The sequence below is a fragment of the Streptomyces sp. NPDC048565 genome (assembly GCF_040650935.1).
Lineage (GTDB): Bacteria > Actinomycetota > Actinomycetes > Streptomycetales > Streptomycetaceae > Streptomyces.
Genome location: NZ_JBEZIH010000010.1, coordinates 24,391 through 46,502, shown reverse-complemented (window position 1 = coordinate 46,502; position 22,112 = coordinate 24,391). Strand labels below are relative to the sequence as shown.

At 69.3% G+C, this 22,112-nt stretch carries 23 protein-coding genes and 2 pseudogenes; 11 read left to right on the top strand and 14 right to left on the bottom strand.

Annotated elements, in window-relative coordinates:
• Position 1 precedes the first annotated feature (1 nt).
• The 4 genes and pseudogenes from AB0C75_RS14545 to AB0C75_RS14530 form a co-directional block, all read right to left on the bottom strand.
• Positions 2-1,012 (bottom strand): aldo/keto reductase, encoded by a 1,011-nt coding sequence (locus AB0C75_RS14545; RefSeq protein WP_362890564.1) that lies wholly within the window; start codon positions 1,010-1,012, stop codon positions 2-4.
• Positions 1,013-1,071: 59 nt separating this feature from the next.
• A pseudogene (locus AB0C75_RS14540) lies at positions 1,072-1,278 on the bottom strand (hypothetical protein); the annotation flags it as partial.
• Between the two features lie 26 nt (positions 1,279-1,304).
• Positions 1,305-1,742 carry a VOC family protein gene (locus AB0C75_RS14535; RefSeq protein ID WP_362890562.1) on the bottom strand — a complete coding sequence of 146 codons (438 nt, stop codon included), beginning with the start codon at positions 1,740-1,742 and terminating at the stop codon, positions 1,305-1,307.
• A 118-nt stretch (positions 1,743-1,860) separates the two neighbouring features.
• Complete coding sequence (locus AB0C75_RS14530; RefSeq protein WP_362890560.1) at positions 1,861-2,469, bottom strand: TetR/AcrR family transcriptional regulator; 609 nt, start codon at positions 2,467-2,469, stop codon at positions 1,861-1,863.
• 92 nt (positions 2,470-2,561) lie between these two features.
• On the opposite strand from AB0C75_RS14530, the gene AB0C75_RS14525 reads away from it, so the two are divergent.
• Positions 2,562-3,311: an SDR family oxidoreductase gene (locus AB0C75_RS14525; protein ID WP_362890558.1), complete on the top strand. Its 750-nt coding sequence runs from the start codon at positions 2,562-2,564 to the stop codon at positions 3,309-3,311.
• A 150-nt stretch (positions 3,312-3,461) separates the two neighbouring features.
• On the opposite strand, the gene AB0C75_RS14520 is transcribed toward AB0C75_RS14525, so the two are convergent.
• Positions 3,462-3,980 carry a lytic polysaccharide monooxygenase auxiliary activity family 9 protein gene (locus tag AB0C75_RS14520; protein WP_362890556.1) on the bottom strand — a complete coding sequence of 173 codons (519 nt, stop codon included), beginning with the start codon at positions 3,978-3,980 and terminating at the stop codon, positions 3,462-3,464.
• A gap of 452 nt (positions 3,981-4,432) precedes the next feature.
• Here AB0C75_RS14520 and AB0C75_RS14515 point away from each other — a divergent pair, with 452 nt between their 5' ends.
• The 8 genes from AB0C75_RS14515 (at position 4,433) to AB0C75_RS14480 (ending at position 11,845) form a co-directional block, all read left to right on the top strand.
• Positions 4,433-5,155, top strand: coding sequence for a TetR/AcrR family transcriptional regulator (locus AB0C75_RS14515; RefSeq protein WP_362890554.1), 723 nt, complete (start codon positions 4,433-4,435; stop codon positions 5,153-5,155).
• 218 nt (positions 5,156-5,373) lie between these two features.
• Entirely contained in the window at positions 5,374-5,568 is a 195-nt protein-coding gene (locus AB0C75_RS14510; protein WP_362890552.1) for a ferredoxin, read from the top strand.
• Complete coding sequence (locus AB0C75_RS14505; RefSeq protein ID WP_362890550.1) at positions 5,565-6,782, top strand: FAD/NAD(P)-binding oxidoreductase; 1,218 nt, start codon at positions 5,565-5,567, stop codon at positions 6,780-6,782. The genes AB0C75_RS14510 and AB0C75_RS14505 overlap by 4 nt, the downstream gene beginning before the upstream one ends.
• Positions 6,779-8,053, top strand: coding sequence for an NAD(P)-binding domain-containing protein (locus tag AB0C75_RS14500; protein ID WP_362890549.1), 1,275 nt, complete (start codon positions 6,779-6,781; stop codon positions 8,051-8,053). The genes AB0C75_RS14505 and AB0C75_RS14500 overlap by 4 nt, the downstream gene beginning before the upstream one ends.
• On the top strand, positions 8,053-9,267 hold the full coding sequence (locus AB0C75_RS14495) for a cytochrome P450 (RefSeq protein ID WP_362890547.1): 1,215 nt from the start codon (positions 8,053-8,055) through the stop codon (positions 9,265-9,267). Before AB0C75_RS14500 ends, AB0C75_RS14495 begins: the two co-directional genes overlap by 1 nt.
• 126 nt (positions 9,268-9,393) lie before the next feature.
• On the top strand, positions 9,394-10,602 hold the full coding sequence (locus tag AB0C75_RS14490) for a cytochrome P450 (RefSeq protein WP_362890545.1): 1,209 nt from the start codon (positions 9,394-9,396) through the stop codon (positions 10,600-10,602).
• Positions 10,599-11,045: a carboxymuconolactone decarboxylase family protein gene (locus tag AB0C75_RS14485; protein ID WP_362890543.1), complete on the top strand. Its 447-nt coding sequence runs from the start codon at positions 10,599-10,601 to the stop codon at positions 11,043-11,045. The genes AB0C75_RS14490 and AB0C75_RS14485 overlap by 4 nt, the downstream gene beginning before the upstream one ends.
• On the top strand, positions 11,042-11,845 hold the full coding sequence (locus AB0C75_RS14480) for an SDR family NAD(P)-dependent oxidoreductase (RefSeq protein WP_362890541.1): 804 nt from the start codon (positions 11,042-11,044) through the stop codon (positions 11,843-11,845). Before AB0C75_RS14485 ends, AB0C75_RS14480 begins: the two co-directional genes overlap by 4 nt.
• Before the next feature lie 34 nt (positions 11,846-11,879).
• Here AB0C75_RS14480 and AB0C75_RS14475 read toward each other — a convergent pair whose 3' ends face one another.
• The 3 genes from AB0C75_RS14475 to AB0C75_RS14465 form a co-directional block, all read right to left on the bottom strand.
• On the bottom strand, positions 11,880-13,403 hold the full coding sequence (locus tag AB0C75_RS14475) for an aldehyde dehydrogenase family protein (protein WP_362890539.1): 1,524 nt from the start codon (positions 13,401-13,403) through the stop codon (positions 11,880-11,882).
• Between the two features lie 119 nt (positions 13,404-13,522).
• Positions 13,523-14,776 carry a GAF domain-containing protein gene (locus AB0C75_RS14470; RefSeq protein ID WP_362890835.1) on the bottom strand — a complete coding sequence of 418 codons (1,254 nt, stop codon included), beginning with the start codon at positions 14,774-14,776 and terminating at the stop codon, positions 13,523-13,525.
• Positions 14,777-15,316: 540 nt separating this feature from the next.
• Complete coding sequence (locus tag AB0C75_RS14465) at positions 15,317-15,571, bottom strand: DUF6332 family protein (protein WP_362890537.1); 255 nt, start codon at positions 15,569-15,571, stop codon at positions 15,317-15,319.
• Between the two features lie 130 nt (positions 15,572-15,701).
• Between AB0C75_RS14465 and AB0C75_RS14460 the strand changes: the two genes are divergently transcribed.
• The gene (locus tag AB0C75_RS14460; RefSeq protein WP_362890536.1) at positions 15,702-16,112 is read left to right on the top strand and encodes a hypothetical protein; all 411 of its coding nucleotides are present in this window, start codon (positions 15,702-15,704) and stop codon (positions 16,110-16,112) included.
• On the top strand, positions 16,109-16,489 hold the full coding sequence (locus AB0C75_RS14455; RefSeq protein ID WP_362890535.1) for a hypothetical protein: 381 nt from the start codon (positions 16,109-16,111) through the stop codon (positions 16,487-16,489). Before AB0C75_RS14460 ends, AB0C75_RS14455 begins: the two co-directional genes overlap by 4 nt.
• A gap of 154 nt (positions 16,490-16,643) precedes the next feature.
• Here AB0C75_RS14455 and AB0C75_RS14450 read toward each other — a convergent pair whose 3' ends face one another.
• From AB0C75_RS14450 to AB0C75_RS14425, 6 genes and pseudogenes are all read right to left on the bottom strand, one after another.
• Complete coding sequence (locus tag AB0C75_RS14450; RefSeq protein ID WP_362890533.1) at positions 16,644-17,381, bottom strand: VOC family protein; 738 nt, start codon at positions 17,379-17,381, stop codon at positions 16,644-16,646.
• Positions 17,382-17,409: 28 nt separating this feature from the next.
• Positions 17,410-18,343: pseudogene (locus tag AB0C75_RS14445) on the bottom strand (transposase); the annotation flags it as partial.
• 372 nt (positions 18,344-18,715) lie between these two features.
• The gene (locus AB0C75_RS14440) at positions 18,716-19,423 is read right to left on the bottom strand and encodes a type 1 glutamine amidotransferase domain-containing protein (RefSeq protein WP_362890531.1); all 708 of its coding nucleotides are present in this window, start codon (positions 19,421-19,423) and stop codon (positions 18,716-18,718) included.
• Positions 19,424-19,533: 110 nt separating this feature from the next.
• Positions 19,534-20,121: a TetR/AcrR family transcriptional regulator gene (locus tag AB0C75_RS14435; protein WP_362890529.1), complete on the bottom strand. Its 588-nt coding sequence runs from the start codon at positions 20,119-20,121 to the stop codon at positions 19,534-19,536.
• Between the two features lie 72 nt (positions 20,122-20,193).
• Complete coding sequence (locus AB0C75_RS14430) at positions 20,194-21,030, bottom strand: alpha/beta hydrolase (protein WP_362890527.1); 837 nt, start codon at positions 21,028-21,030, stop codon at positions 20,194-20,196.
• 138 nt (positions 21,031-21,168) lie between these two features.
• Positions 21,169-22,029 (bottom strand): enoyl-CoA hydratase/isomerase family protein, encoded by an 861-nt coding sequence (locus AB0C75_RS14425; protein WP_362890525.1) that lies wholly within the window; start codon positions 22,027-22,029, stop codon positions 21,169-21,171.
• Positions 22,030-22,112: the final 83 nt, after the last annotated feature.

Below are 22,112 nucleotides of genomic sequence, written 5' to 3'. Positions count from 1 at the left end.
ACTACCGGGAGCCCGCCGCAGGGCGCGACTTGTAGAAGGACTCTTCCAGGTAGGCGGCGGCGTGCGGCTGGTAGGGCTCCTCCAGGTAGGCGGCCTCGTCCTCGTCGAGTTCGACGTCCACCGCGGCGACCGCGTCGGCCAGCTGGGCCGGCTTGGTGACCCCGACGATGGGTGAGGTCACCGCCGGGTTGCGCATGACCCAGGCCAGGGCGACCTGGGCCGGGGACAGACCCCGCCTGCCCGCGATCTCGTGGACGCGCTCGGCCACCGCCTGGTCCTCGTCGCGGTAGAGGATCTTGCCGCCCTCGTCGGTCTCGGCACGCGCCGTGGCGGTGTCCCGGACCCGCGTCAGCCTGCCCCGCGCCAGCGGGCTCCACGGGATCACGCCGATGCCCTGGTCGGCGCAGAGCGGGAGCATCTCCCGCTCCGCTTCTCGGTGGATGAGGTTGTAGTGGTCCTGCATCGACACGAACCGGGTCCAGCCGTTCAGGTCGGCCAGGTACAGGGCCTTGGCGAACTGCCAGGCGTACATGGAAGAGGCTCCGATGTAGCGGACCTTCCCGGACTTGACCACGTCGTGCAGCGCTTCGAGGGTTTCCTCGATCGGGGTGTCGTAGTCCCAGCGGTGGATCTGGTACAGGTCGATGTAGTCGGTCCCCAGTCGCTTCAGGGAGGCGTCGAGCTCCGCGAAGATCGCCTTGCGGGACAGCCCGGCGCCGTTCGGGCCGGGACGCATCCGCATCCAGACCTTGGTGGAGAGAACGACCTCCTCGCGCCGGGTGAAGTCCTTGACGGCCTGGCCGACGATCTCCTCACTGCTTCCGGCGCTGTACCCATTGGCCGTGTCGAGGAAGTTGACGCCGGCGTCGAGGGCCTGCCTGATGATGTCCCGGCCGGCGTCCACGCCCAGCGACCAGGGCTCGCCGCCCCGGTCCGGCTCTCCGAAGCTCATGCAGCCGAGGGTGATGGCGGAGACTTCCAGGCCGGTCGTTCCGAGCTTGATGTATCGCATGCATCCGAAGCTAGGAGTTGGAGCGCTCTCCAACGCAAATTCGGCAAAGCGGCTGTGCCTTCGGCGAAGAGGCGGAGACGGAAGTCCCGGCCGGATACGTGACCGTGGCGCACGGCGTTGCTGCGGAGCCGGGCGACGGTCAGCGTCAGTGCATCGTGCGCGTCGGTTCCGTTCGGGATGCCCCAGGCGTCCAGGCGCTCGCCGGCCGGGCGCCGCGCGAGCCGGGCGCGAATGAACGGCTCGTTGCGGTCCCCGAGTGGACGGATCGGTGCGGTCGGTTGTCAGCTCTTCTTCAGTTCTTCTTCAGCTCCTCTGCGAGCATCACCAGGATGCCGCTGGGGCCGCGGACGTATGTGAGCTTGTAGACGTCCTCATAGGTCGCCACGCCACGCAGTGGATGGCACCCGTGCTTCGCCGCTGTCTCGAGGGCCTTGTCGATGTCGTCGACGGAGAAGGCGACGCGATGCATGCCGATCTCGTTGGGGCGGGTGGGCTTCGACTCGATCGCTTCGGGGTGGATGTACTCGAAGAGCTCAAGGCGACCGTGCCCGTCCGGCGTCTGGAGCATCGCAATTTTTGCGTGATTGCCATCAAGGCCGACGGCGGTGTCGGTCCACTCACCACTGACCGTGTCACGGCCGATGACCGTGAGGCCGAGGTCGGTGAAGAAGGAGACGGTGGCTTCGAGGTCGCGAACGGCGATGCCGACGTTTTCCAGTCTGATGGCCATGTGCTGGATGCTACCGAGCCGCGACGCCGCCGAAGAGGGGCGACTCGCACCGCGAGGGTGGCCGGTGGCACGTCACCGGCTGCCCGCCGCCTCGTCCGTGGACACGGTCGAGGCACGCTCAGGCAGGTGGCCAGCTGTGGAGGGCTGCGTCCGCGACCCGTTGGAGTTCGTCGCGGGTGGCGCCCGTGGCCGCCTGGACCGCGATGCCGTTCGCCATGGTCATGAGGTAGCGGGCCAGGGTGTCCGGGTCGGCACCCGCGGGCAGGTCGCCTTCGTCGATGGCTTGTCGGAAGCGGTCACGAAGATGTGCCCGGTTGTCGTCGCGCCATGCGGCGAGCGCTTCACCGGCACCCGGTCCGAGGTGGCCCTCGGCCAGGAAGCCCTGGACGCCGAGGCATCCAGCCGGGCAGCCCGCCCGGGTCGAGGCGTCGATGGAGCCGGTGAGGTAGGCGGCGGCCACCTCCCTGGCGGTGGGCTCCCGCAGTGCGCGGGTGCTGTAGGAGGCAGGGCCCTCGGCGTAACGTTCCAGGGCCTTCCGGAAGAGGTCCTCCTTGTTGCCGAAGGCCGCGTACATGCTGGTCTTGGTGATTCCCATGGCGCGGGTCAGGTCGGTGAGGCTGACGCCGTCGTAACCGTGCTCCCAGAAGACGACCATGGCCCGCTGCAGGGCCTCATCGGCGTCGAAGCCCCTCGGCCGGCCGATCGGTGCCCTGCGCGTCTCTTCCACGCCACCCATCCTACCCCTTCTGTACCGAGTGGAACGGAAGTGCTACGGTCGAGTTCTGTTCCGGTCGGAACAGAAAGAGGAGGCGGTTGGGCATGGGAACACTCGAAGGTATGACGGCTGTCGTCACCGGCGGCGGAACGCGGGGGATCGGCCGGGCCGCGGCGGCACGGCTGGCGGCCGAAGGGGCGCACGTGTTCATCACCGGTCGGCGTGAGGCCGAGCTGAAGGATGCCGTCGAGTCCATCGGCTCCGCGGTCACCGCGGTGCCGGGTGACATCACGAACGCGGCGGATCTGGACCGGCTGTACGGCGCGGTACGTGAGCGGGGGCGTGGCCTGGACGTACTGTTCGCCAACGCGGCCACCGCCTCGTTCGCGACACTGGAGCAGACCGCCGGGGAGGATTTCGACCGCATCTTCGAGGTCAACGTCAAGGGAACGTTCCTGACCGTGCAGAAGGCGCTGCCGCTCCTCAACGACGGCGCCTCGGTCATCCTGAATGCCTCCACGGCCGCCGACAACGGCACACCGGCGTTCGGGGCGTACGCGGCGTCCAAGGCCGCCGTCCGGTCCTTCGCGCGGACCTGGGCCAATGAACTCAGCGGCCGGGGTATTCGTGTCAACGCGGTCTCACCCGGGCCGATCGACACCTCCGGCATCACCGAACTCGTCGGCGAGGAGAACTCGGCCGCGTTCAAGGCGGACGTCGGTGCCAAGGTCGCGATCGGCCGGGTCGGACGCCCGGAGGAGGTCGCCGCCGCAGTGGCTTTCCTCGCCTCGGCGGACAGCACCTACATGCTGGGCGCCAACCTGTACGTCGACGGCGGCGAGAATCAGATCTGACGTGGGGAGAGCCTGACGGTGGCTGAGACCGCCTCAGGGCTCGACGTGGAGCTCGGGAGGGGCTTCTCATGAAAAGCCCCTCCCGTGGACGGGTGAGGTCGGCGACCCGGGTGGGGTCACCGCTCTCCCGGCCTCACTCCACTCGGTGTGTCAGCCGCCGACGTTGACGTCGATGCAGGCGTAGAACGCGTTGTCGGTGTCGGCGACGTTCCACACGGCGAGCACCTTCTGCTGCCCGGTGAGGCCGCCGAAGTCGACGTCGTGGTTCACCACGGCGCCCGGCTTCGCGCCACCGTCGTCGAACACCGCGATCTGCTGACCGCCGGCGTAGTACTCCCAGGTGCTGGTGGAGTGCTGAGCGGTGAGCTTCCAGGAGAACGTGGCGTTCTTCGGGACCGAGGTGACGGCCCAGCCCTTGCTGTCGTCGTCCAGCTCCGAGAAGCGGCTGTTCCCGCCGCTGCAGCTGGTCAGGCCCTTGGGTCCTTCCACGCTCTGGGGCTCGTAGGTGATGTCCCCGCAGGACACGGTCCCCGCGGCGCACTGAGCCTGCCGGCTGGGGGGATCCGAGATGTAGCCGTGGGCGCTCGCCGAACCTGCCGGCAGGCTGATGGCGATGACGGGGGCCAGGGCCGCACCGATCAGTGCCGCTGTCTTCCTACTGGCGTGCATACGTACTCCTTCACATCAGGCCGGCCGGGGCGTGTGCGGTCGTATGTGGGGGTGACCGCACATGCCGGGGTACGGCCTCCGGGTGGGGTCCAAGAGGCGCGAAGGTCCACGCGCACTCACCGTCCTCGTCGGCGCACGGAGACGCCGAGTGGGGCCAACTCCGCAAGCGGAGCGGTGAGTTCTTTGGTATAGACCATACAAGTCGACGTGTTCGTGTCAACCTCTCTCGCGGCATGCGTCTGCATGCTCGCGAACCTTTGGCGGGTCCGCTTCTGCGAAAGGGGGCGTTGGGTGAGGAACCTTGCGAGAAGGCGGGTGGTGGCCTCGCTGTCGGCCTCGGCGGGGTGACGCGGAAGCTCCCGCGGGATGGGGGCCGGGGTGGCGCTGGTCGCGGTGAGGACCCAGGCGCGGTCGGAGCTGGCTAACCTATTGGCGGAAGGGGAGTGCACACGATGGAGGCAGGGCCGGCCGATGGCGGTCAGCGGGACGGGCAGGGTTCGCGGCGTCGCCGGGAGATCGTGGCCGCGGTCCAGCGATTGCTCGGCGAATGGGGCAGCTCCGAACGGCTGACGATGCGGGCGGTCGCCAAGGAGGTGGGCATCTCCGCTCCGAGTATCTACCTGCACTTCCAGGACAAGACGGCGCTGGTATGGGCGGCGCTGGAGGACCGCTACGGTGAACTGGCCGCCCAGATGGCTGCTGCGGCCCTGGCCCGCGGTGACGGGGATCCGCGGGGCCGGGTCCGGGCGCAGGCGCACGCGTACTGCCGGTTCGCCCTGGGCAGTCCAGGCCATTACCGGCTCATGTTCGAGGTGCATCAGCCGGCGGCGGACCCGAGCAGGATCGGCGCCCACCCCGCCCGCCAGGTTTCCGCCGGTCTGCGCGCAGGCCTGCGCGGCTGTGCGGAGAACGGGTTCGGCCTGTCGCTGCCGGTGGAGCAGGCGGCGCAGACGCTGTGGGCCGGTCTGCACGGCATGGTCTCGCTGCACCACAGCCTCTATCGCGACGAGTCGTCGGAGGACCTGGTCCTGCAGCTCGCCGACGGCCTGGTCGACTCGCTCGTGGCCCGCGCGCCCGGCATTCCTTTCCTCGTCGCAAGCGGATCCGAGACCGAGGCGTCGCGCAGGATCAGGGCGCTCAGGAGCGCCCCGGGGCCGGACGGTCCGCAGCCGTAACGGGATGCGCCGCCCCTCGGCGGGGGAGCGGCGCCCGGTCGTGCGCCCCGTGTACACACTTCCTTCACGCCGCCAACATCCGTTTCCTTGGGGCTGGTTGCTGCTCCGTATGCGCAGGAGTACAGTCGCCGCTGAACTAAGTTAGGTGCTTAGGGCAACCATATGGCACCTGACCCGCGTCGCCCGTGGCAGCGGGCTGGACGGAAGTGGATCCCCCCATGGACATCTCCATCGACTTCGACAAATGCTGCGGTGCCGGTCAGTGCGTGCTGGCGGCGCCGGAGGTCTTCGACCAGCGGGACGAGGACGGCGTCGTGGTCCTGCTCGACGACAACCCGCCGGCCGAGCAGGCCGAGAACGTGATCCAGGCCGCGGCGGTCTGCCCGGCCGCCGTGATCCAGGTGCGCGTGTGAGTGCCGAAACCGCGGCCGCGACTCCGTCGCGGGTCGCCGTGGTCGGCGCTTCCGCGGCCGGACTGAGTGTCGTGGAAGGACTGCGGCGCGAGGGCTACACCGGATCGCTCACGCTGATCGGCGAGGAGAAGCACCTGCCCTACGACCGGCCGCCGCTGTCGAAGCAGCTGCTGTCCGGCGTCTGGGACACCGACCGGCTCCACCTGCGCGGCGAGGACGACCTTCAAGCCCTCGACCTGGAGCTGAAGCTGGGACAACCGGCTACCGCCCTGGACACCGCCGCCGGCCAGGTCGTCCTGGCCGACGGCACTGTCGTCGGTTACGACGCCCTGGTGGTGGCCACCGGCACGCGGGCCCGGCGCCTGCCGGGCACCGAATCGGTGCGCGGGGTGCACGTCCTGCGCACGCTGGAGGACGCGCTCGCGCTGCGCGAGGATCTGGGGGCCAGGCCGCATCTGGTCGTGGTCGGCGGCGGCTTCGTCGGCGCCGAGGCCGCCGCCGTGGCCCGCCGCCTGGGCTGCGAGGTCACCCTTGTCACCGACACCGCCCAGCCGATGGGCGACGCCCTCGGCGACGAGCTGGGCGCCCTGCTGCGCACCGTCCACCAGGAACATGGCGTACGGATCGAGACCGGGGCCCGCGTCGACGAGGTCCTCACCGACGGCGGGCGGGCGAGCGGGGTGCGTCTCGCCGACGGCCGCTCGCTGACCGCGGACGCCGTCCTGGTCGGTATCGGAGCCCGGCCGAACACCGAGTGGCTGACCGGCAGCGGCGTTCCGGTCGGCAACGGGGTGGAGTGCGACGCCACCCTGTACGCCGGATCCGGGGTGTGGGCAGCGGGTGACGTCGCCTGCTGGCTCAATGCCCGTACCGGTGAACCGTGGCGCATCGAGCACCGCACCAACGCCGCTGAGCAGGGTCTGGCCGTCGCCCGCAACATCCTGGCCGGCCCGGAGCGGGCTGTCGCGTTCGACCCGCTGCCCTACGTGTGGTCCGACCAGTACGACCTGAAAATCCAGATCTACGGCCGGACCCGCGGCGCCGACGAGGTCCGCATCGTCGAAGGCAGCACCGCCGAGCGCAAGCTGGTCGCCCTCTACGCCAGAAACGGCCGGATCAGCGCGGCGGTCGGCATCAACATGGTCCGGGCCCTGCGCGGCTACCGGGCACAGGTCGCCGCGGCGGCCCCCCTTCTCACCGGGAGTGCGGCATGAGCGAGACCCTCAGGGCCGGAGTGGTCGGCCTGGGCATGATCGGCGGCGGGGTCGCCGTCAGTCTGGCCCGCAGCGGACGCGTCCCCGCGGTCCACGACGTCCGCCCCGACGCCGCCGCGGACCTGGCCGGTGTGCCCGATCCGCTCGGCTCGCCCGCCGAGGTGGCCGAGGTGTCCGACGTCGTGATGGTCGCGGTGGTCGACGCCGCCCAGGCACGCGAGGTCATCGGCGGCGAGGACGGACTGTTGCGGGCAGCCCGGCCCGGCCTGACCGTCGTGCTGCTCGCCACGGTCGCCCTGCCGGTCGTCCACGAACTGGCCGCGCTCTGCTCCGAGTCCGGTGCGGGCTTCCTCGACTGCGGGGTGACCCCGGGCGACCAGGCCGCCGAGAACGGCATGGTCGCCATCCTCGGCGGAGAGCGGAGCATCGTGGACGTGGCGCTGCCCGTCCTCGAGGACTGGGCGAAGAAGGTGGTGCACTGCGGTCCGTCCGGCGCGGGTATGGCCACCAAGATCGCCCGCAACGTCGTCACCTACGGCAGTTGGCGCACGGTTGCCGAGGCCGCGGCACTGGCCCGTGCCGCAGGTGTGGACCCCGCCCGGCTCGCCGAGGTGATCGACGCGGCCGACCCCGAGGGCCGCACGCTGCTGCAACTGCTGCGCATGCAGGACGCCGACGGGGTGCTGCCCGAAGCCGTCGGCCGGCAGATCGAACCGTTGATGACCAAGGACCTCGTTGCCGCCCGGGACCTCGCCGCCGCCCTCGGCGTCCAGGCGCCCCTCGTCGAGACGGTACGCACCCAGGCCCGCCGCACCCTCCAGCTGGAGGCCGATGTGGCGCCAACCCCGGCACCCGCGAAGGACGACGCCCACGCCTACGGACTGCACATGATGGACCAGGCGTACGGCCCCGGTTTCAGCACCGCCATCCAGGACGCCGACGACCCCTTCAGTACCGAGACCGTCGACTACCTCTTCGCCCAGGTGTGGGGCCGCGCGGGCCTGTCCGTCCGCGACCGTCGGCTGCTCACCCTCGGCGTCGCCGCCACCGTCGCCCGGCCCGAACTCGTGCAGGTCATCGCCAATGGCGCGCTGGTCAACGGCGAGCTGAGCGCGGAGCAGCTCCGCGAGGCCGTCCTGCACCTGGCCGTCTACACCGGCTGGTGCAAGGCCACGGCCACCCACACCGGCGTCACCGCCGCGATCGACGCGCACAGCGCCACCCAGCCCCCCACCACCCAGCCCCCCACCCTCGCGCAGGAGCAGCAGTAATGACCGAGATCCTCGTCAACCAGCCCGTCACCCGCGATCCTGGCGCCCCTCTCGACCCGCCGGCCGAGTACACCGGACTGCGGGAGGACCAGCCCATCGTCAAGGTCCGCTTCCCCAACGGCTCGACCGGCTGGCTCGTCACCCGTTTCGAGGAGGGCAGCCAGGTCTTCACCGACCCGCGGCTCAGCGCCAGGCGCCCGCGCCACGACACGCCTGAAGGCGAGGTCGCCGAGGCTGGTGAGGACGCCCCCTTCGACGCGGGCTTCGTGATGATGGACGAGCCCGAGCACGGCGCCTACCGCCGCCTGCTCACGGCCCGCTTCACCCCCAAGGCCGTGCAGAACAAGCTCCAGCCCTACCTCGACAAGATCGTCGACGAGCACCTGGACGCCATCGCCGCGGGCCCCGAGACCTTCGACTTCGTCCAGGCCATGGCGCTGCCCATCCCGTGCCTGGTGATCTGCGAACTGCTCGGCGTCCCCTACAAGGACCGCGACGGCTTCCACGAGGCCACCGTCGATCTCATGGACATGGCCAAGAGCCGCGAGGAACGCGACAAGGGCGCCCACTGGCTCATCGACTACATCACCAAGCTCGTCGCCGACAAGCGCAGCACCGGCGCCACCGACGGCATCCTCGCCGAACTCATCAACAAGGCCGACGGCGACGACGCGGCGCTGACCGAGAAGCAGCTCATCGGCCTGGGCGTGCTGCTGCTGTTCGCCGGACACGACACCACGGCCGCCATGATGGGCCTGTCTGCCCTCACCCTGCTCACCCACCACGGGCAGCGCGAGCAGATGCTGGCCCACCCGGAGAAGATGGGTACCACGGTCGAGGAGCTGATGCGCTACCTCACCATCGTCCAGTTCGGCCTGGGCCGCGTGGCCAAGGAAGACCTCGAACTTGCGGGCGCGCAGGTGAAGAAGGGCGATCTCGTCGTCGTCGCGATGAACGCCGCCAACCGCGACCCGCGCGCCTTCCAGGACCCCGACACCCTCGACATCGACCGCAAGATGGCCCGCCACATGGGCTTCGGCTACGGCGTCCACGCCTGCCTCGGCCAGAACGTCGCCCGCGCCGAACTCAGAACAGTCCTGCCCAAGCTCTTCCAGCGCTTCCCCGACCTGCGGCTCGCCACCCCGCTGGAGGAAGTCCCCATGGACTTCACCGGCACCAACTACGGCGTCCGCAAGCTCATGGTCACCCGCTGACCCAGCCCCCGGCCCGGGCAACGTTCCCCGGAGCGCCTTGCGCCTTCCCCCGATGGACAGCGCGCTCCGGGGAGCGGTCCCGGCCGCGGCATGACCCCACGTCTTTCGTAGCGAAGGAGTTCCCCCATGGCTGTCTCCTCCGAACACGCCCCCGCCTTCCCACTGCAGCGTGGATGCCCCTTCTCCCCGCCCGAGGACGCCACGGCCTTCCGGGAGAGCGGCCGGCCGCACCGGGTGACGATCTGGGACGGCAGCACGCCCTGGCTGATCACCCGGCACGACCACATCCAGCAGCTCCTCGGGGCGGTCGGCAAGATCAGTGCGGACGTCACCGACCCCGGCTTCCCCAACACCAGCGACGCCCAGCCCGCCGTCGAGGGCAACATCTTCTTCCGCAAGGACGGCACGGAACACCTCCCGGTACGTCGCATCCTCAACCCGGACTTCACCGCCAAACGCTCCGAAGCGCTGCGCCCGCGCATCGCCGAACTCGCCGACCGGCTCCTCGACGACGTGCTCGCCATGGACGGACCCGTCGACCTCGTCGAGCACTTCGCGCTGGCCCTGCCCACCGTCGTGATCTGCGAAGTCCTCGGCGTCCCCTACGAGGACAGCCCCACCGTGCACGAGTCCTCGAAGAAGATGGTGCAGCTCACCATCGCGCAGGACGAGAAGGTGGCCGCGCACCGCGCGCTGCACGAGCTGTTGGCCCGCCACATGGAGGCCAAGCGCTCCCGCCCCGACAACGGACTGCTGTCCCGTCTGGTGAACACGCACGTCGACGACAAGGGCGACCTGACTTTCGAGGAAGCTGTGGGGCTCGGCGTCCTCGTGATCGGCGCCGGGCACGAGACCACCGCCAACATGATCGCCCTGGGGATCCTCGCGCTCCTGCGCGAACCCGCACAGCGCGACATCCTGCTGTCCGACCCGGCGGCGTACGCCTCGACCGCGGTCGAGGAGATGATGCGCTACTGGAGCATGGTGCAGACCGAACCGCGCCGCGTCCTGACCGAGGACATCGAGGTCGGCGGCGTACTGCTGAAGGCCGACGAGGGCATCATCTGCAACCTGCCCGCCGCCAACCGGGACCCCCTGGTCTTCGCCGACCCCGAACGCCTGGACATCACCCGCAGCGAGCGCAAGCACATGGGCTTCGGCTACGGCGTGCACCAGTGCCTGGGCCAGAACCTCTCCCGGGTCGAGATGCAGGTGGCCTGGCCCAAGCTGTTCGAGCGGATCCCGGGCCTGCGGCTCGCCGTCGACGAGAGCGAACTGCACTTCCACGACGACGCCCTCACCTACGGAGTCGAGACCCTGCCGGTGACCTGGTGAACACCCACGACGCACCGGGCCCGGACCACGCGCCGGGCCCGGCACACACAGCGGGCCCGGACCACTTCGCCCACCTCGCCACGGCCGGCCGCGCCACGCAGGCCGAGGTCATGCGCGTACCGGAGGAGGCAGTCCGCAGCGAGCCCGGGTCGCTCAGCGACCTGGCGACCAAGGTCGTCTTCGGTGACCTGTGGAACAGGCCGGGACTGAGTGTCCGCGAGCGGCGCATCATCACGCTCACGGTCCTGGCCATGCTCCAGTCCCACCAGATCCACGGACACTTGCACGTCAAGGCCGCCCTGGACAGCGGTGACCTGACCGAGGCCGAACTCCGGGAAGTCGCCGTGCAGATCGCCTACTACGCCGGCTGGCCAGTCGCCACCTCCTTCGAATGGACCGTGGACAAGGCCACCGGCAAAACATCGGGAGTGGAGGACCTGTGACCGGACGGCTTCAGGGCAGGCGCGCGATCGTGGTCGGGGGAGGCCAGACCCCTGGCGCCACCACCGGCAACGGCCGCGCCGTCGCCCTCACCTTCGCCCGCGAGGGAGCGCAGGTCCTGGTCGTGGACCGGGACCTGGACTCGGCTGAGGAGAGCGCCGAGCTGATCCGCAAGGAAGGCGGCACGGCGACCGCTCACCGGGCCGACATCACCGTCGAGGACGAGTGCGCGGGCATTCCCGACGCGGCTCTCGCGGCCCTGGGGCACGTCGATGTGCTGCACAACAACGTCGGCGTCGTCCCCGCCGGCCGCACCGAGGACCTCGACGCCCGGACATGGCGTCAGGGCTTCGAGGTCAACCTCACCGGCATGTGGCTGACCTGCAAGGCCGTCCTGCCCCACATGCGCGAGCGGGGGAGCGGTGCGATTGTCAACATCTCCTCCATGGCCGGCCTGCTCGCGGGTGGCGAGGCGATCGCCTACACCACCTCCAAGGCCGCGGTGCACGCCATGACCCGCAGCCTGGCACTGGAGTACGCACCCCACGGAATCCGGGTCAACTGCATCGCCCCCGGCATGATGGACACCCCCATGGGCGTCGACGCCCCGGCCCGGGCGGGAGGCGCCTCCCGCGAGGAGGTGGCCGCCAAGCGGGCCGCGCTGGTTCCGATGGGGCATCAGGGCACCAGCTGGGACGTCGCCAACGCTGCCCTGTTCCTGGCCTCTCAGGAGGCCGCCTTCATCACGGGCACGGTGCTCGCGGTGGACGGCGGGTTCACCCTGACCTCGCGCATGAGTTAGCACAGGGCGGCGGTCAGGCGCCCTTATCTCGTGTCTAGAAGAAGCCCAGCCTCTTCGGCGAGTAGGACACGAGGAGGTTCTTCGTCTGCTGGTAGTGCTCCAGCATCATCTTGTGGTTCTCCCGGCCGATGCCCGACTGCTTGTAGCCGCCGAAGGCGGCGTGCGCCGGATAGGCGTGGTAACAGTTCGTCCAGACCCTGCCTGCCTGGATGGCCCGGCCCGCACGGTAGGCCGTGTTGCTGTCCCGGGTCCATACGCCCGCGCCGAGTCCGTACGGCGTGTCGTTCGCCGTCCTGATCCCTTCGTCGAAGTCCGAGAAGGACGTCACCGCGAGCACGGGGCCGAAGATCTCCTCCTGGAACACCCGCATACGGTTGTCACCTTCGAAGATCGTCGGCTGGACGTAGTAGCCACCGTCCAACTCACCTCCGTGCTCGATGATCTGGCCCCCCGTCAGTACCTTCGCTCCCTCCTGCTGGCCGATCTCCAGGTACGAGAGGATCTTCTTCAGCTGTTCGGCGGAGGCCTGTGCGCCGATCATGGTGTCCGTGTCCAACGGGTGCCCCGGCACGATCCGTTCGGTGCGGGCGATGCCCGCTTCGAGGAACTCGCCGTAGTGTCCGCGCTGGACCAGCGCCCGCGAGGGACACGTGCACACTTCACCCTGGTTGAGGGCGAACATGGTGAAACCCTCGAGCGCCTTGTCACGGAAGTCGTCGTCCTTCGCCCAGACGTCGTCGAAGAAGAGGTTCGGCGACTTGCCACCCAGCTCCAGTGTGACGGGCTTGAGGTTCTCCGAGGCGTACTGCATGATCAGGCGCCCCGTCGTGGTCTCGCCGGTGAACGCGATCTTCGCGACCCGCGGACTCGAGGCGAGCGGCTTGCCCGCCTCCGCGCCGAAGCCGTTGAGGATGTTGACCACGCCCGGGGGAAGCAGATCCGCGACCAGGCTCATCCACACATGGATCGACGCGGGTGTCTGCTCGGCCGGCTTGAGGACCACCGCGTTCCCGGCCGCCAGCGCGGGGGCGAGCTTCCAGACAGCCATGAGGATGGGGAAGTTCCACGGAATGATCTGGGCCACGACACCCAGTGGCTCGTGGAAGTGGTACGCGACGGTGTCGTCGTCGATCTCGCTGAGCGAGCCCTCCTGGGCACGCAGCGCGCCCGCGAAGTACCGGAAGTGGTCGATGGCCAGTGGAATGTCCGCGGCCAGTGTCTCGCGCACCGGCTTGCCGTTCTCCCAGCTCTCGGCGACCGCCAGCTCCTCCAGATGCTCCTCCATGCGGTTGGCGATGCGGTTCAGGACGGTCGCACGGTCACCCGCGGAGACGGCACCCCAGGCGGGGGCCGCCGCATGGGCGGCGTCCAGGGCGCGCTCGACGTCGTCCTCGGTGCCGCGGGCGATCTCCGTGAAGGGGCGGCCGTTGACGGGGCTCGGGTTCTCGAAGTACTGACCACGGGCCGGCGGTGCGTAGGCGCCGCCGATCCAGTGGTCGTAACGGGACTCGAACGAGACGATGGCACCCTCGGTGCCCGGTGCGGCGTAACGGGTCATCTCTGTGGCCTCCCGGATCCGGTGCCGCCCGCCGTTGGACGGCCCTCGGTGTGACGCTAGGCAGCGCGACGTTGCAACGCCGTTGCACGGGCCGCCCCAGGGGCTTCCCCGGTGCGTCGCTACGCGCGTTGCTCCGCGTCGAGCACCTGGGCCCTGGCCAGCAGCGCAGCCCGCCGCTCCGGCGGTGCGGCGGCGGCGAGCGCCCGCCAGACAGGGAGGTCCTCCGCGCCCCATGAGCTGTACGCCCAGTCGGCGAGCAGACCGGGATCACCCCGCGCGATCAGCGCGGCCCGCAGCTGGCCCGCGACCCTGCGGCGCAGCCGGACGACCCCCGGTGCCTGAGAACGCGGCAGCAAGGGCCCCGCATAGGCACCGAGCGCTGCCGCTACCGCCCCGGACTCCAGCCTGCGTGTGACGGTGTCGAAGTCGCAGTCCACCGGCGTACTCAGCCGGTACGGACGCGAGCGCAGCAGCTCAGGCCCCAGAAGCCCCCGCAGCCGGGCGAGTTCGGCCCGCAACGTCACCGATGGGGCGGACTCGTCCTCGTACAGCTCGATCAGCAGCTCGTCACCGCTGAGGCCCTCCGGATGCAGGGCCAGCGTCACCAGGATCTCGCTGTGGCGTCTGCCGAGCCGGATCCTGCGCCCGTCCAGAACCAGGAGCGCCTCGTCCCTGCCGAGCGCGGAGAGCTGCGCCGAACCACCGGCGGACGGAGGTGCGACGAGCGCCAGTTGGGACTCGGCGGCGCGCGCCACTGCCTGTACGAACCCAAGGCTGTGCGGATGTGCGAGCCCGTTCCCACCGGTGATGTCGACAGCACCGAGCACCCGGCCGGTGTGCGGGTCGTGCAGCGGGGCGGCGGCGCACGTCCACTGCTGGACCGGCCGAAGAAAGTGTTCGGCCGCGAACACCTGGATCGGGCGGTCGATCGCGAGTGCCGTACCGGGTGCGTTCGTCCCGGCTTCGGACTCCGCCCAGCGGGCGCCTTCCACGAAGTTCATCCGCTCCGCGCGCCGACGCGCCCCGGTATGCCCCTCGACCCACAGCAGCCGGCCGTGCGCATCGCAGACCGCGAGCAGATGCTCGCCGTCCACCGCGTACGCACTCATGAGTTCACGGATCATCGGCATGACGCGAGCCAGGGGATGGGCGTCCCGGTGCGGTCCGAGTTCATCCGCGCACAGCTCGACCAGTGGCGCGCCGTCCGGGCTGACCCGCGCCCGGGCCGAGCGTCGCCACGACTGGCCCACCACGGCGCGTACCGGTGTCTCCAGCCGCCCTGCGGAGGTGAACACCTCGTGCGCCCGGCGCAGTTCACGGAGACGGGTGCCGGGATTCGCGTCGGCGGCCAGAGCCACCCAGGGGTCCGCCAACTCGCCCTCCCGTCCATGCGGCATGCCTCCCATCTCCCCATCGTCGGGGCAACGGGCATGGGCGACAACCGCTGGGTGCGGGGTAATCTTCGCCGGCGAGCCGGCGATGAGTGAGCCGGCGATGAGTGAGCTCGGCTCGGCCCGGCCCGGCTTTGCGCGGCCTCGCCTTGCGTGACCTGACCTGACCTGACCTGACTTGACCTGACCCGGCTCGGCCGCGGCCCGGCGGGAACGGGAAAGGCGAGAGACCGCGTGAGCAGGGTGCGCGCGCCGGGCGGTACGTCGGCCCGGTCCGGGTGCTCCAGAACACGCCGACGCCGCGGCTGGGCGAGCGCCTTGAAGGCGCTGAGGTCACCGAGTTCGACGGGCACGGATGGGGAAGGTTCGGGCTCCGGGGGAGGGGCGGCTGCATCGGAGCGCTGTGACATACGTGCACAGTGTTGTGTGCACAGACACCTGTGCATTCCGGCACCCTGGCGTCCTCAACGGGGGCCCCTCCCGGGCCGATCGCCCAACGGGACGGTCCGATTTCGCTTGCAGTCAGTGGCCTTTACGGCGCTCAGTGTCGAAGCGATACAGCACCCGTACCAGACGCCACATTCCGACCGCCGCTCCAACCAGGGCTCCTCCCTTCAGTACGCCTTTGGAGGTTGAGCCGGAGAGGTCGAAGACGAGAGTGAGGACCAGAACGACGGCAAAGACCGCCGCGGCAAGGGCGACAGCAGTCACCAGCGCAAAGACGATCTCTACCGTCATTGCATCCTTTTCCCACCGCGACTCGCGCCCCATATCCATGCCGGAAGTCTCGCATCACGGTCAGTGTGCGGCCACGACGACCGTGGATCGACTCCTTCCCAAGGGACTGTGGCAGTTTGCCTTCTGGCTGTCCCTGGTCAGCGAAGTCGCGAACGGAGAGCCTGGAGGCATGCTGCTGCCGCTGACCCACGGGACGACCGAGCTCATCGAGGCCGTCCGCATCATTGATTCCGCCAGGCACCTCAGTTCGCAGGACATGGTGGGCGACACTGTCGCCATCTGGGAGGGCGAGCAAGCCCAGCAGGCCCTGTCGCTGATCGCGGAACTACCAGGCAGTGAGCCGTACCGCTGCTTCCTCCCAGGCTGGGGAGTCCGGGCGCACGACTCCACCGATCAGCTCTTCGAGATCGCCTTCTGTTTTCGCTGTCACGGTGCCCGCATCTGGGGGCCGGGCCTTCCCGTCGAGCAACAACACCAGACCTTCGATGCGGAGAGCCCTGCCGCACATGAACTGCTCCGCCGACTTCGCTCGTGCCTCGGGCCGGCTCTGTCATACCCCGTCAGTACGCTCGGCCCATGAGTGTTTCTCTCTACTACTCCGCGAGCCGCGCGATGCCGCCGACGGATGCCGAGGCCGCCGCTGTTGAGCGCATTGTCGCTGCTCACATGGCGTGTTTCCCGTACGAGAACGAGGAGAGTCTGTGCCTGTACGACGGCGATGCCGGCACCTCGGACGAGATCGTGGCCGGGTCCACCAAGTTGCCGTTCGATCCGGGACGGGTGCTGTCGGTGCTCGACCATGTGCTGAGCTCGGTCACCGAACTGCGCCGTGCTCTGCCGGGCGCGGATTGGCGCGTGCACATGGACGACCTCGACGTCCCGTGGGACGAGACCGACGGATACGCCTTCCCCGGCATGCGCGATCCGGACCTCGCAGCCGAACTGGGCAGCCTCTGAAGCGAATACAGAGCTTTGGCCTCTGCGCGGCGGGAAGCGGCGGTCGGCGGGAACAGCCCGCCACCGCCGCTCGCGGTGCCGGCCGGCGCAGGTGCATCCGCGCCGCCCGGCCGAGGAGACGGGCCTTGGCCGGCTGGGCCGGCGGAGCTCCGTGTCAGCCCCGGCCGAGCACGCAGAAGTCGTTGCCCTCCGGGTCGGCCAGGACGACCCAGGAGACGTCACCCTGGCCCACATCCGCGGGCGTGGCGCCGAGGCCTTCGAGACGGGCGACCTCCCTCGCCTGATCATCGATGGGGTCGGACATCACGTCGAGATGGATGCGGCTCCATACGACCTTGTCATCCGGCGTGCGGCGAAACTCCAGGTACGGGCCGACGCCCCTGACCGAGCGCAGCAGGGCGCGGTCGTCGGCCAGCTCATGGACGGTCCAGTCGATCGCCTCGCCCCAGAAGCGGACCATGGCCCGTGGGTCGGCACAGCCGACGACCACGGCGGCGATGGGCCCCGTGTCCCGGTAGAGCTCTCGTGGCTCCAGGACGCTGAACACGTTGCCTTCCGGGTCGGCCAGCATCGTCCACGGCACGTCGCCCTGGCCCACGTCGACGGGCGTCGCCCCGAGGCCCTTCAGACGTGTGACCAACTCCGCCTGATGGGTGTCGGAGGTGGTGGCGAGCTCCAGATGCACCCGGTACCTCACCGCCTCCGGGTCCGGGACGCGGACGAGGTCGACACAGACGGCGGACGGGTCCGGCCAGTCGAAGCCGGCGGGTTCCAGATTGACGACCCCGGGGCCCTCGCTGGACAGGCCCCAGCCGAGCACCTCGGCCCAGAACCGACCGAGCGCCGACTCGTCCCGGGCCTTGAAGTTCACCTGAACAAGCTGCAGCGTCATGCTTCGTAGCCTAAAGCTTGTTCTTTATCTACCAAGATCTTCCGGGCTTGCCGGTGGCCTTGAGGGTTTCGGGGCGTTTGACGGTCCTGCCGACGTCGTAGCGGGGTGCCCGGTGTCTGTTCTTGGCGCCGGGTGGCTGTCCGGGGCCGGCGCCGCGGGGTTTGGGAACGCGGGCCGGGCAGACAAGGTGAGCGCGGATGTTCCTGAATCCCCGGCGGACGCGGGTGGGGGTGAGCCGGCTGGAGGCGGTGGGCTTCTCCCAGGGCCGGCGTAGGTCCTCGGCGAGAGGGCGGGCGAGCCGGAGTTGGGTGTGCGCGACGATCAGGATCCAGGTCCAGCGGTCCGCCGCCTCGGAGGTACGGAGTTTCGGGGCGGTCCAGCCGAGGGTCTGCTTCGCGAAGCGGAAGGTGTGCTCCAGGTCGAAACGGCGGAGAAGAGCCTGCCAGAAACGGTCCACATCGTCCGGGGTGCACCGGTCTTCGAGGACCACAACCACACCGGCGGAGCGTCCCGGTCCTTCGACGGATGCTCGGCCTTCAACCGGATCAACGTGCCTTCGATCAAAGGCAGTTCGCCGTCGTGGTCGAGCCATAAGGAACGGTGGGTGAGCCGGGGATGGACCCGGTCCCATGCCCGTGTTTCGGCCTTGCCGTAGGGGGTGTCGGTGACAGTGGTGATCGCGGGCTCGGGCCAGGTCTCCGGCCTGGTGAAGCGGAACTCCGGTCCGTGCTTGGCCGGCCGTTCGTCCCCGGTCGGCGGTGCGGCTTGGGCAGGCGCATGACGCGGTCGGAGCGGACCCGGCCGACCAGCTCGACGGGCAGGTCGCGCAGGACCCTGGCCAGGCGGGTGACGTCGTAGCCGGCGTCGCTGACGATCACGATGTGCGGGTCCCCCTTCTGCCACTGCCCCGCGGTGATGAGCCGCTCGACGACTCCCCGCAGCTGGGCGGCGGTGACCGCAGTGCACCTTGGTCGGAGCACATGATCAGACCAAGGCCCCCCGCGTCCGGCGAATCCCCAGGTGGGCGACTCAGGTCGAGACACCGTTCGAGGCCGGAAGAAAATGAACAAGCTCAGAACAGAGTCGAGCGAGCCACGAAGTCCTCACCGCCGTAGAGGGACTCGTACCGGATCTCAACGAGCAGTCTCGTGGAGATGAGCTCCCAGAATCATGCGGATTCCTGCCCGTTTCGCTCTTCGGCCCGGTGTGGGCCGGGACACCAGCGCTCGGTGTCAGCTGGCCTTGGGGTGGCGCTCGTGGTGCCGGGTGGCGGGGTGGGGTGCCCGGGCAGATCCGGTGATCTGTGTGCCGGGCGATGCTGGTTGTGGTGTGCGTTATGCGCGGGCCTCGTCGACCTGGTTGACGAGAGTGAGGAGGGTGAGGAGGGCGTCGGCGGCGGGGCCGGAGGAGGCGGGGCTCTGACCGGTGATGAGCAGGCCGTCGATGACGACGTAGGGCTGCCAGTTGCCGGTCTTGGAGTAGTCGGCCCCGAGCTGCTTGAGTTCGTCCTCGACGAGGAAGGGGACGATGTCGGTGAGGCCGGCGTCGGCTTCCTCACCGTTGGTGAAGCCGGTGACCTTCCGGCCGCGGACGAGGGGGCTGCCATCGGGGTCGGTGGCGTGGCGCATGACGCCTGGGGCGTGGCAGACCAGGGCCAGGGGCTTGCCCGTGCGTAGGACGGTTTCGATGAGCCGGACGGAGGCGGGGTCTTCGGCCAGGTCCCACAGGGGGCCGTGGCCACCGGGATAGAAGACGGTGTCGAAGTCGTCGGCGGACACGGAGTTGAGTCGGACGGTGTGGGCGAGGGCCGCCATGGCTTCGGGATCAGCCTCGAAGCGGCGGGTCTCATCGGTCTGGAAGGCGGGTTCGTTGCTCTTGGGGTCCAGAGGCGGCCTGCCCCCCTTGGGGGAGGCGAGTACGACTTCGGCGCCGGCTTCCTTGAAGCGGTAGTAGGGGGCGGCGAGTTCCTCCAACCAGAAGCCGGTCTTGCGGCCGGTGGTGCCGAGTTCGCCGTGCGAGGTGAGGACGATGAGGATCTTCATGGCGTGTACTTTCTCTGAGTAGACCGGTCGACTCGTGCGACATGAAGGAGGGCCGGTGTCCGGGTGGATCTTCAGGGCCGGGGGTGTGACTGGGTTCCGGGTTCTGTGTTCTACAGGTGCAGAAGGTGGCGGGTGATCGTCGTCGTGGTGTCCAGTGGGCCGATGTCGCGGTGGATCTTGACCATGACGCTCGCTCCGAGCCACATGTTGTACAGGACCTGCGCGGTCTCGCGGGGGGTGCCGTCGACGGCGACCGATCCGTCCTTCAGGCCGGCTGTGATCGTCCGTTCCAGGCGGTCGATCACGGCGGTGGTACCTTCCTTCAGAGCGAGCCGCATCGCCTCCGACAGGTCGGAGACCTCCGCACCGAGCTTGACGGCCAGGCATTTTCCCTGGCATTCGTCGACGCTCTGCGTATCGCGCCAGTTCTGCCAGTAGTTCATCAGCCGCTCCGCAGTGGTCAGGCCGGGTTCGGCGAGGGTGCGGTCCATGTCCGCCAGGTAGTCGGTGAAGTAGGCCTTTATCATCGCCTCGCCGAAGGCGTCCTTGGAGCCGAAGAAGTGGTAGAACGACCCCTTCGGCACTCCGGCCGTGGAGAGAACTTCGTTGATACCCACCGCGGAGAATCCCTTGCGGGCCATGATCCGCTGCGCGGCGTCGAGAATGCTGCGGCGGGTGTCGCCCTGGATAGTTGCCATGCTGACCACTCTACGTCCCATTAGACCAGTCGTCTATGCGGGTTTCGTGGGGCAGTCGCACCGCCTCGCGTGTTACTGGGCGAGGAAGTCCAGGAGGACCGTGTTGACCTCGGCGGTGTGGGTGGTGAGCAGGCCGTGCGGGGCGCCGTCGATCTCCACGTACGTGGCGGCGGGCAGAGCCTTGGCGAAGCGGCGCCCGGTGGCGTCGACGGGCAGCGTCCGGTCGGCCGTGCCGTGCACGATCAGGGTGGGCACGTTGATGCGGGGGATGTCGGCCCGGAAGTCGGTGGGCCAGGTCAGCGGGGCGACAGCGGAGGCGATCGAGCCCGCGCCGGCAGCCACGGTCCAGGCGTTGCGCACGGCTTCCTCGCTCACCCGGGTGCCCAGGTTCTCGTCGAGGTTGTAGAAGTCGGAGTAGAAGCCGGTGAAGAAGGCGTAGCGGTCCTTCTTCGCCGCCTCGGAGACGCCCTCGAAGAAGGAGAGCGGGGCGGCACCGTCGGGGTTGTCGTCGGTGATCGCCAGGTACGGCTCCAGCGACGCGAGGAACACAGCCTTGGCAACCCGGCCGGAGCCGTGGACGGACAGGTAGCGGGCGACCTCGCCGGTACCCATCGAGAAACCGACCAGGACCACGTCGTGCAGGTCGAGGGTCTCCATGACGGTGTTCAGGTCGGCTGCGAACGTGTCGTAGTCGTAACCGGTGGAGGGCTGGCTGGACTTGCCGAAGCCGCGCCGGTCATAGGTGATGACTCGGTGCCCGGCAGCCAGCAGCGCCGGGATCTGCCCCTCCCAGGAATTGCCGTCCAGCGGGTAGCCGTGGATCAGGACGACCGGCTGCCCGGTCCCCTTGTCCTCGTAGTGCAGTTCGATGTCGGTGCTGTTCTCCGTGCCGACCTTGATGCGTCCCATGATGCCGTCCCCTTCCGGGAGTTCGGTGTCTGCCGTGTTCCGATGCCAGAACTATACGACTGGTCTACTCGCCCCGCAACCCTCTCCGTGACCGAGGCCTGCCGGCGGGTTGCGCCGCGCCTGGGTGGGCGGTGGTTTTCAGGAGCGGTGTGCCCAGGGGATGGCTTCGAGCAGGCGTTCCAGTCGGAGTTCGCCCTTGCGTGTCTGTCCGCCGTGGTCCATCAGCACGCGGAGCCGGTGGACGATGTCGTCCTGGGAGGGGTAGACCTTGGCGTGTGCGGCCGCCTCCTGTGTCAGGTTCGGCACGGGGCCGCTCGCCTCGGCGGCGTCCAGTGCCTCCTTCGCGGCGGCGGCCACCCCCTGGGGCAGAACGGCGATGCGGCGGGCGAGGGCGTCGACGAACGCGTCGAGGTGTTCGTCCGGGATCGCGCGGTTGATCCACCCGTAGCGCTCGGCGAGGGAGGTGTCGAACAGTTCGGCGCCCAGCACGATCTCCAGCGCTCGGGCCCGGCCGACCAGTCGGTTGAGGTACTGGGTGCCGCCTCCGCCAGGGAAGATGCCCATCAGTGATTCCGGCTGGGAGAGCCAGGTCCGGTCCGCGGCGGCGAACCGCATGTCCGCGGCCATCGCCAGCTCGGCCCCACCCGCGCGGGCGTAGCCGCGCAGTTTGGCGATCGTCACCTGTGGCAGTGTGCGCAGTCGCTCGTTGAGCTGCTGGAGCGGGTTGAGGGCCGGGTCGGCGTCGGGGTCGGCCAGGGCCATGAGGGTGCTCGGATCGAAGGACCACTCGAAGTCCGCGTGGGCGGAGAAGAACTCGGGATCGGCCGACTGGAGGACGACCACGGCGATGTCCTCGTCGGACGCCACCTCGTCCGCGAACGCCTTGAGGTCGCCGGCCAGTGTGGCGTCGACGGTGTTCACCGGCGGGTTGTCGAGGGTCACCCAGGCGATCCGGTCCTCCGCACGGACCACCAGGGACTTGTAACCGCTGTAGTTCATCACTGCGCTCCTCCGGGCGGGTGTGGCCGCCCATCATTGTTTAGTGAGTGTTACAGAATGAGAGTAGCACGTTCTTTAGCGTG

Coding starts and splice junctions, on each gene's coding strand:
- AB0C75_RS14430 (WP_362890527.1), bottom strand. CDS start 21,030: ATGGGACGCATCAAGGTCGGCACGGAGAACAGCACCGACATCGAACTG.
- AB0C75_RS14520 (WP_362890556.1), bottom strand. CDS start 3,980: ATGCACGCCAGTAGGAAGACAGCGGCACTGATCGGTGCGGCCCTGGCC.
- AB0C75_RS14535 (WP_362890562.1), bottom strand. CDS start 1,742: ATGGCCATCAGACTGGAAAACGTCGGCATCGCCGTTCGCGACCTCGAA.
- AB0C75_RS14460 (WP_362890536.1), top strand. CDS start 15,702: ATGCTGCTGCCGCTGACCCACGGGACGACCGAGCTCATCGAGGCCGTC.
- AB0C75_RS14475 (WP_362890539.1), bottom strand. CDS start 13,403: ATGACCCGTTACGCCGCACCGGGCACCGAGGGTGCCATCGTCTCGTTC.
- AB0C75_RS14455 (WP_362890535.1), top strand. CDS start 16,109: ATGAGTGTTTCTCTCTACTACTCCGCGAGCCGCGCGATGCCGCCGACG.
- AB0C75_RS14500 (WP_362890549.1), top strand. CDS start 6,779: ATGAGCGAGACCCTCAGGGCCGGAGTGGTCGGCCTGGGCATGATCGGC.
- AB0C75_RS14490 (WP_362890545.1), top strand. CDS start 9,394: ATGGCTGTCTCCTCCGAACACGCCCCCGCCTTCCCACTGCAGCGTGGA.
- AB0C75_RS14450 (WP_362890533.1), bottom strand. CDS start 17,381: ATGACGCTGCAGCTTGTTCAGGTGAACTTCAAGGCCCGGGACGAGTCG.
- AB0C75_RS14440 (WP_362890531.1), bottom strand. CDS start 19,423: ATGAAGATCCTCATCGTCCTCACCTCGCACGGCGAACTCGGCACCACC.
- AB0C75_RS14425 (WP_362890525.1), bottom strand. CDS start 22,029: ATGAACTACAGCGGTTACAAGTCCCTGGTGGTCCGTGCGGAGGACCGG.
- AB0C75_RS14515 (WP_362890554.1), top strand. CDS start 4,433: ATGGAGGCAGGGCCGGCCGATGGCGGTCAGCGGGACGGGCAGGGTTCG.
- AB0C75_RS14435 (WP_362890529.1), bottom strand. CDS start 20,121: ATGGCAACTATCCAGGGCGACACCCGCCGCAGCATTCTCGACGCCGCG.
- AB0C75_RS14495 (WP_362890547.1), top strand. CDS start 8,053: ATGACCGAGATCCTCGTCAACCAGCCCGTCACCCGCGATCCTGGCGCC.
- AB0C75_RS14525 (WP_362890558.1), top strand. CDS start 2,562: ATGGGAACACTCGAAGGTATGACGGCTGTCGTCACCGGCGGCGGAACG.
- AB0C75_RS14510 (WP_362890552.1), top strand. CDS start 5,374: ATGGACATCTCCATCGACTTCGACAAATGCTGCGGTGCCGGTCAGTGC.
- AB0C75_RS14465 (WP_362890537.1), bottom strand. CDS start 15,571: ATGGATATGGGGCGCGAGTCGCGGTGGGAAAAGGATGCAATGACGGTA.
- AB0C75_RS14545 (WP_362890564.1), bottom strand. CDS start 1,012: ATGCGATACATCAAGCTCGGAACGACCGGCCTGGAAGTCTCCGCCATC.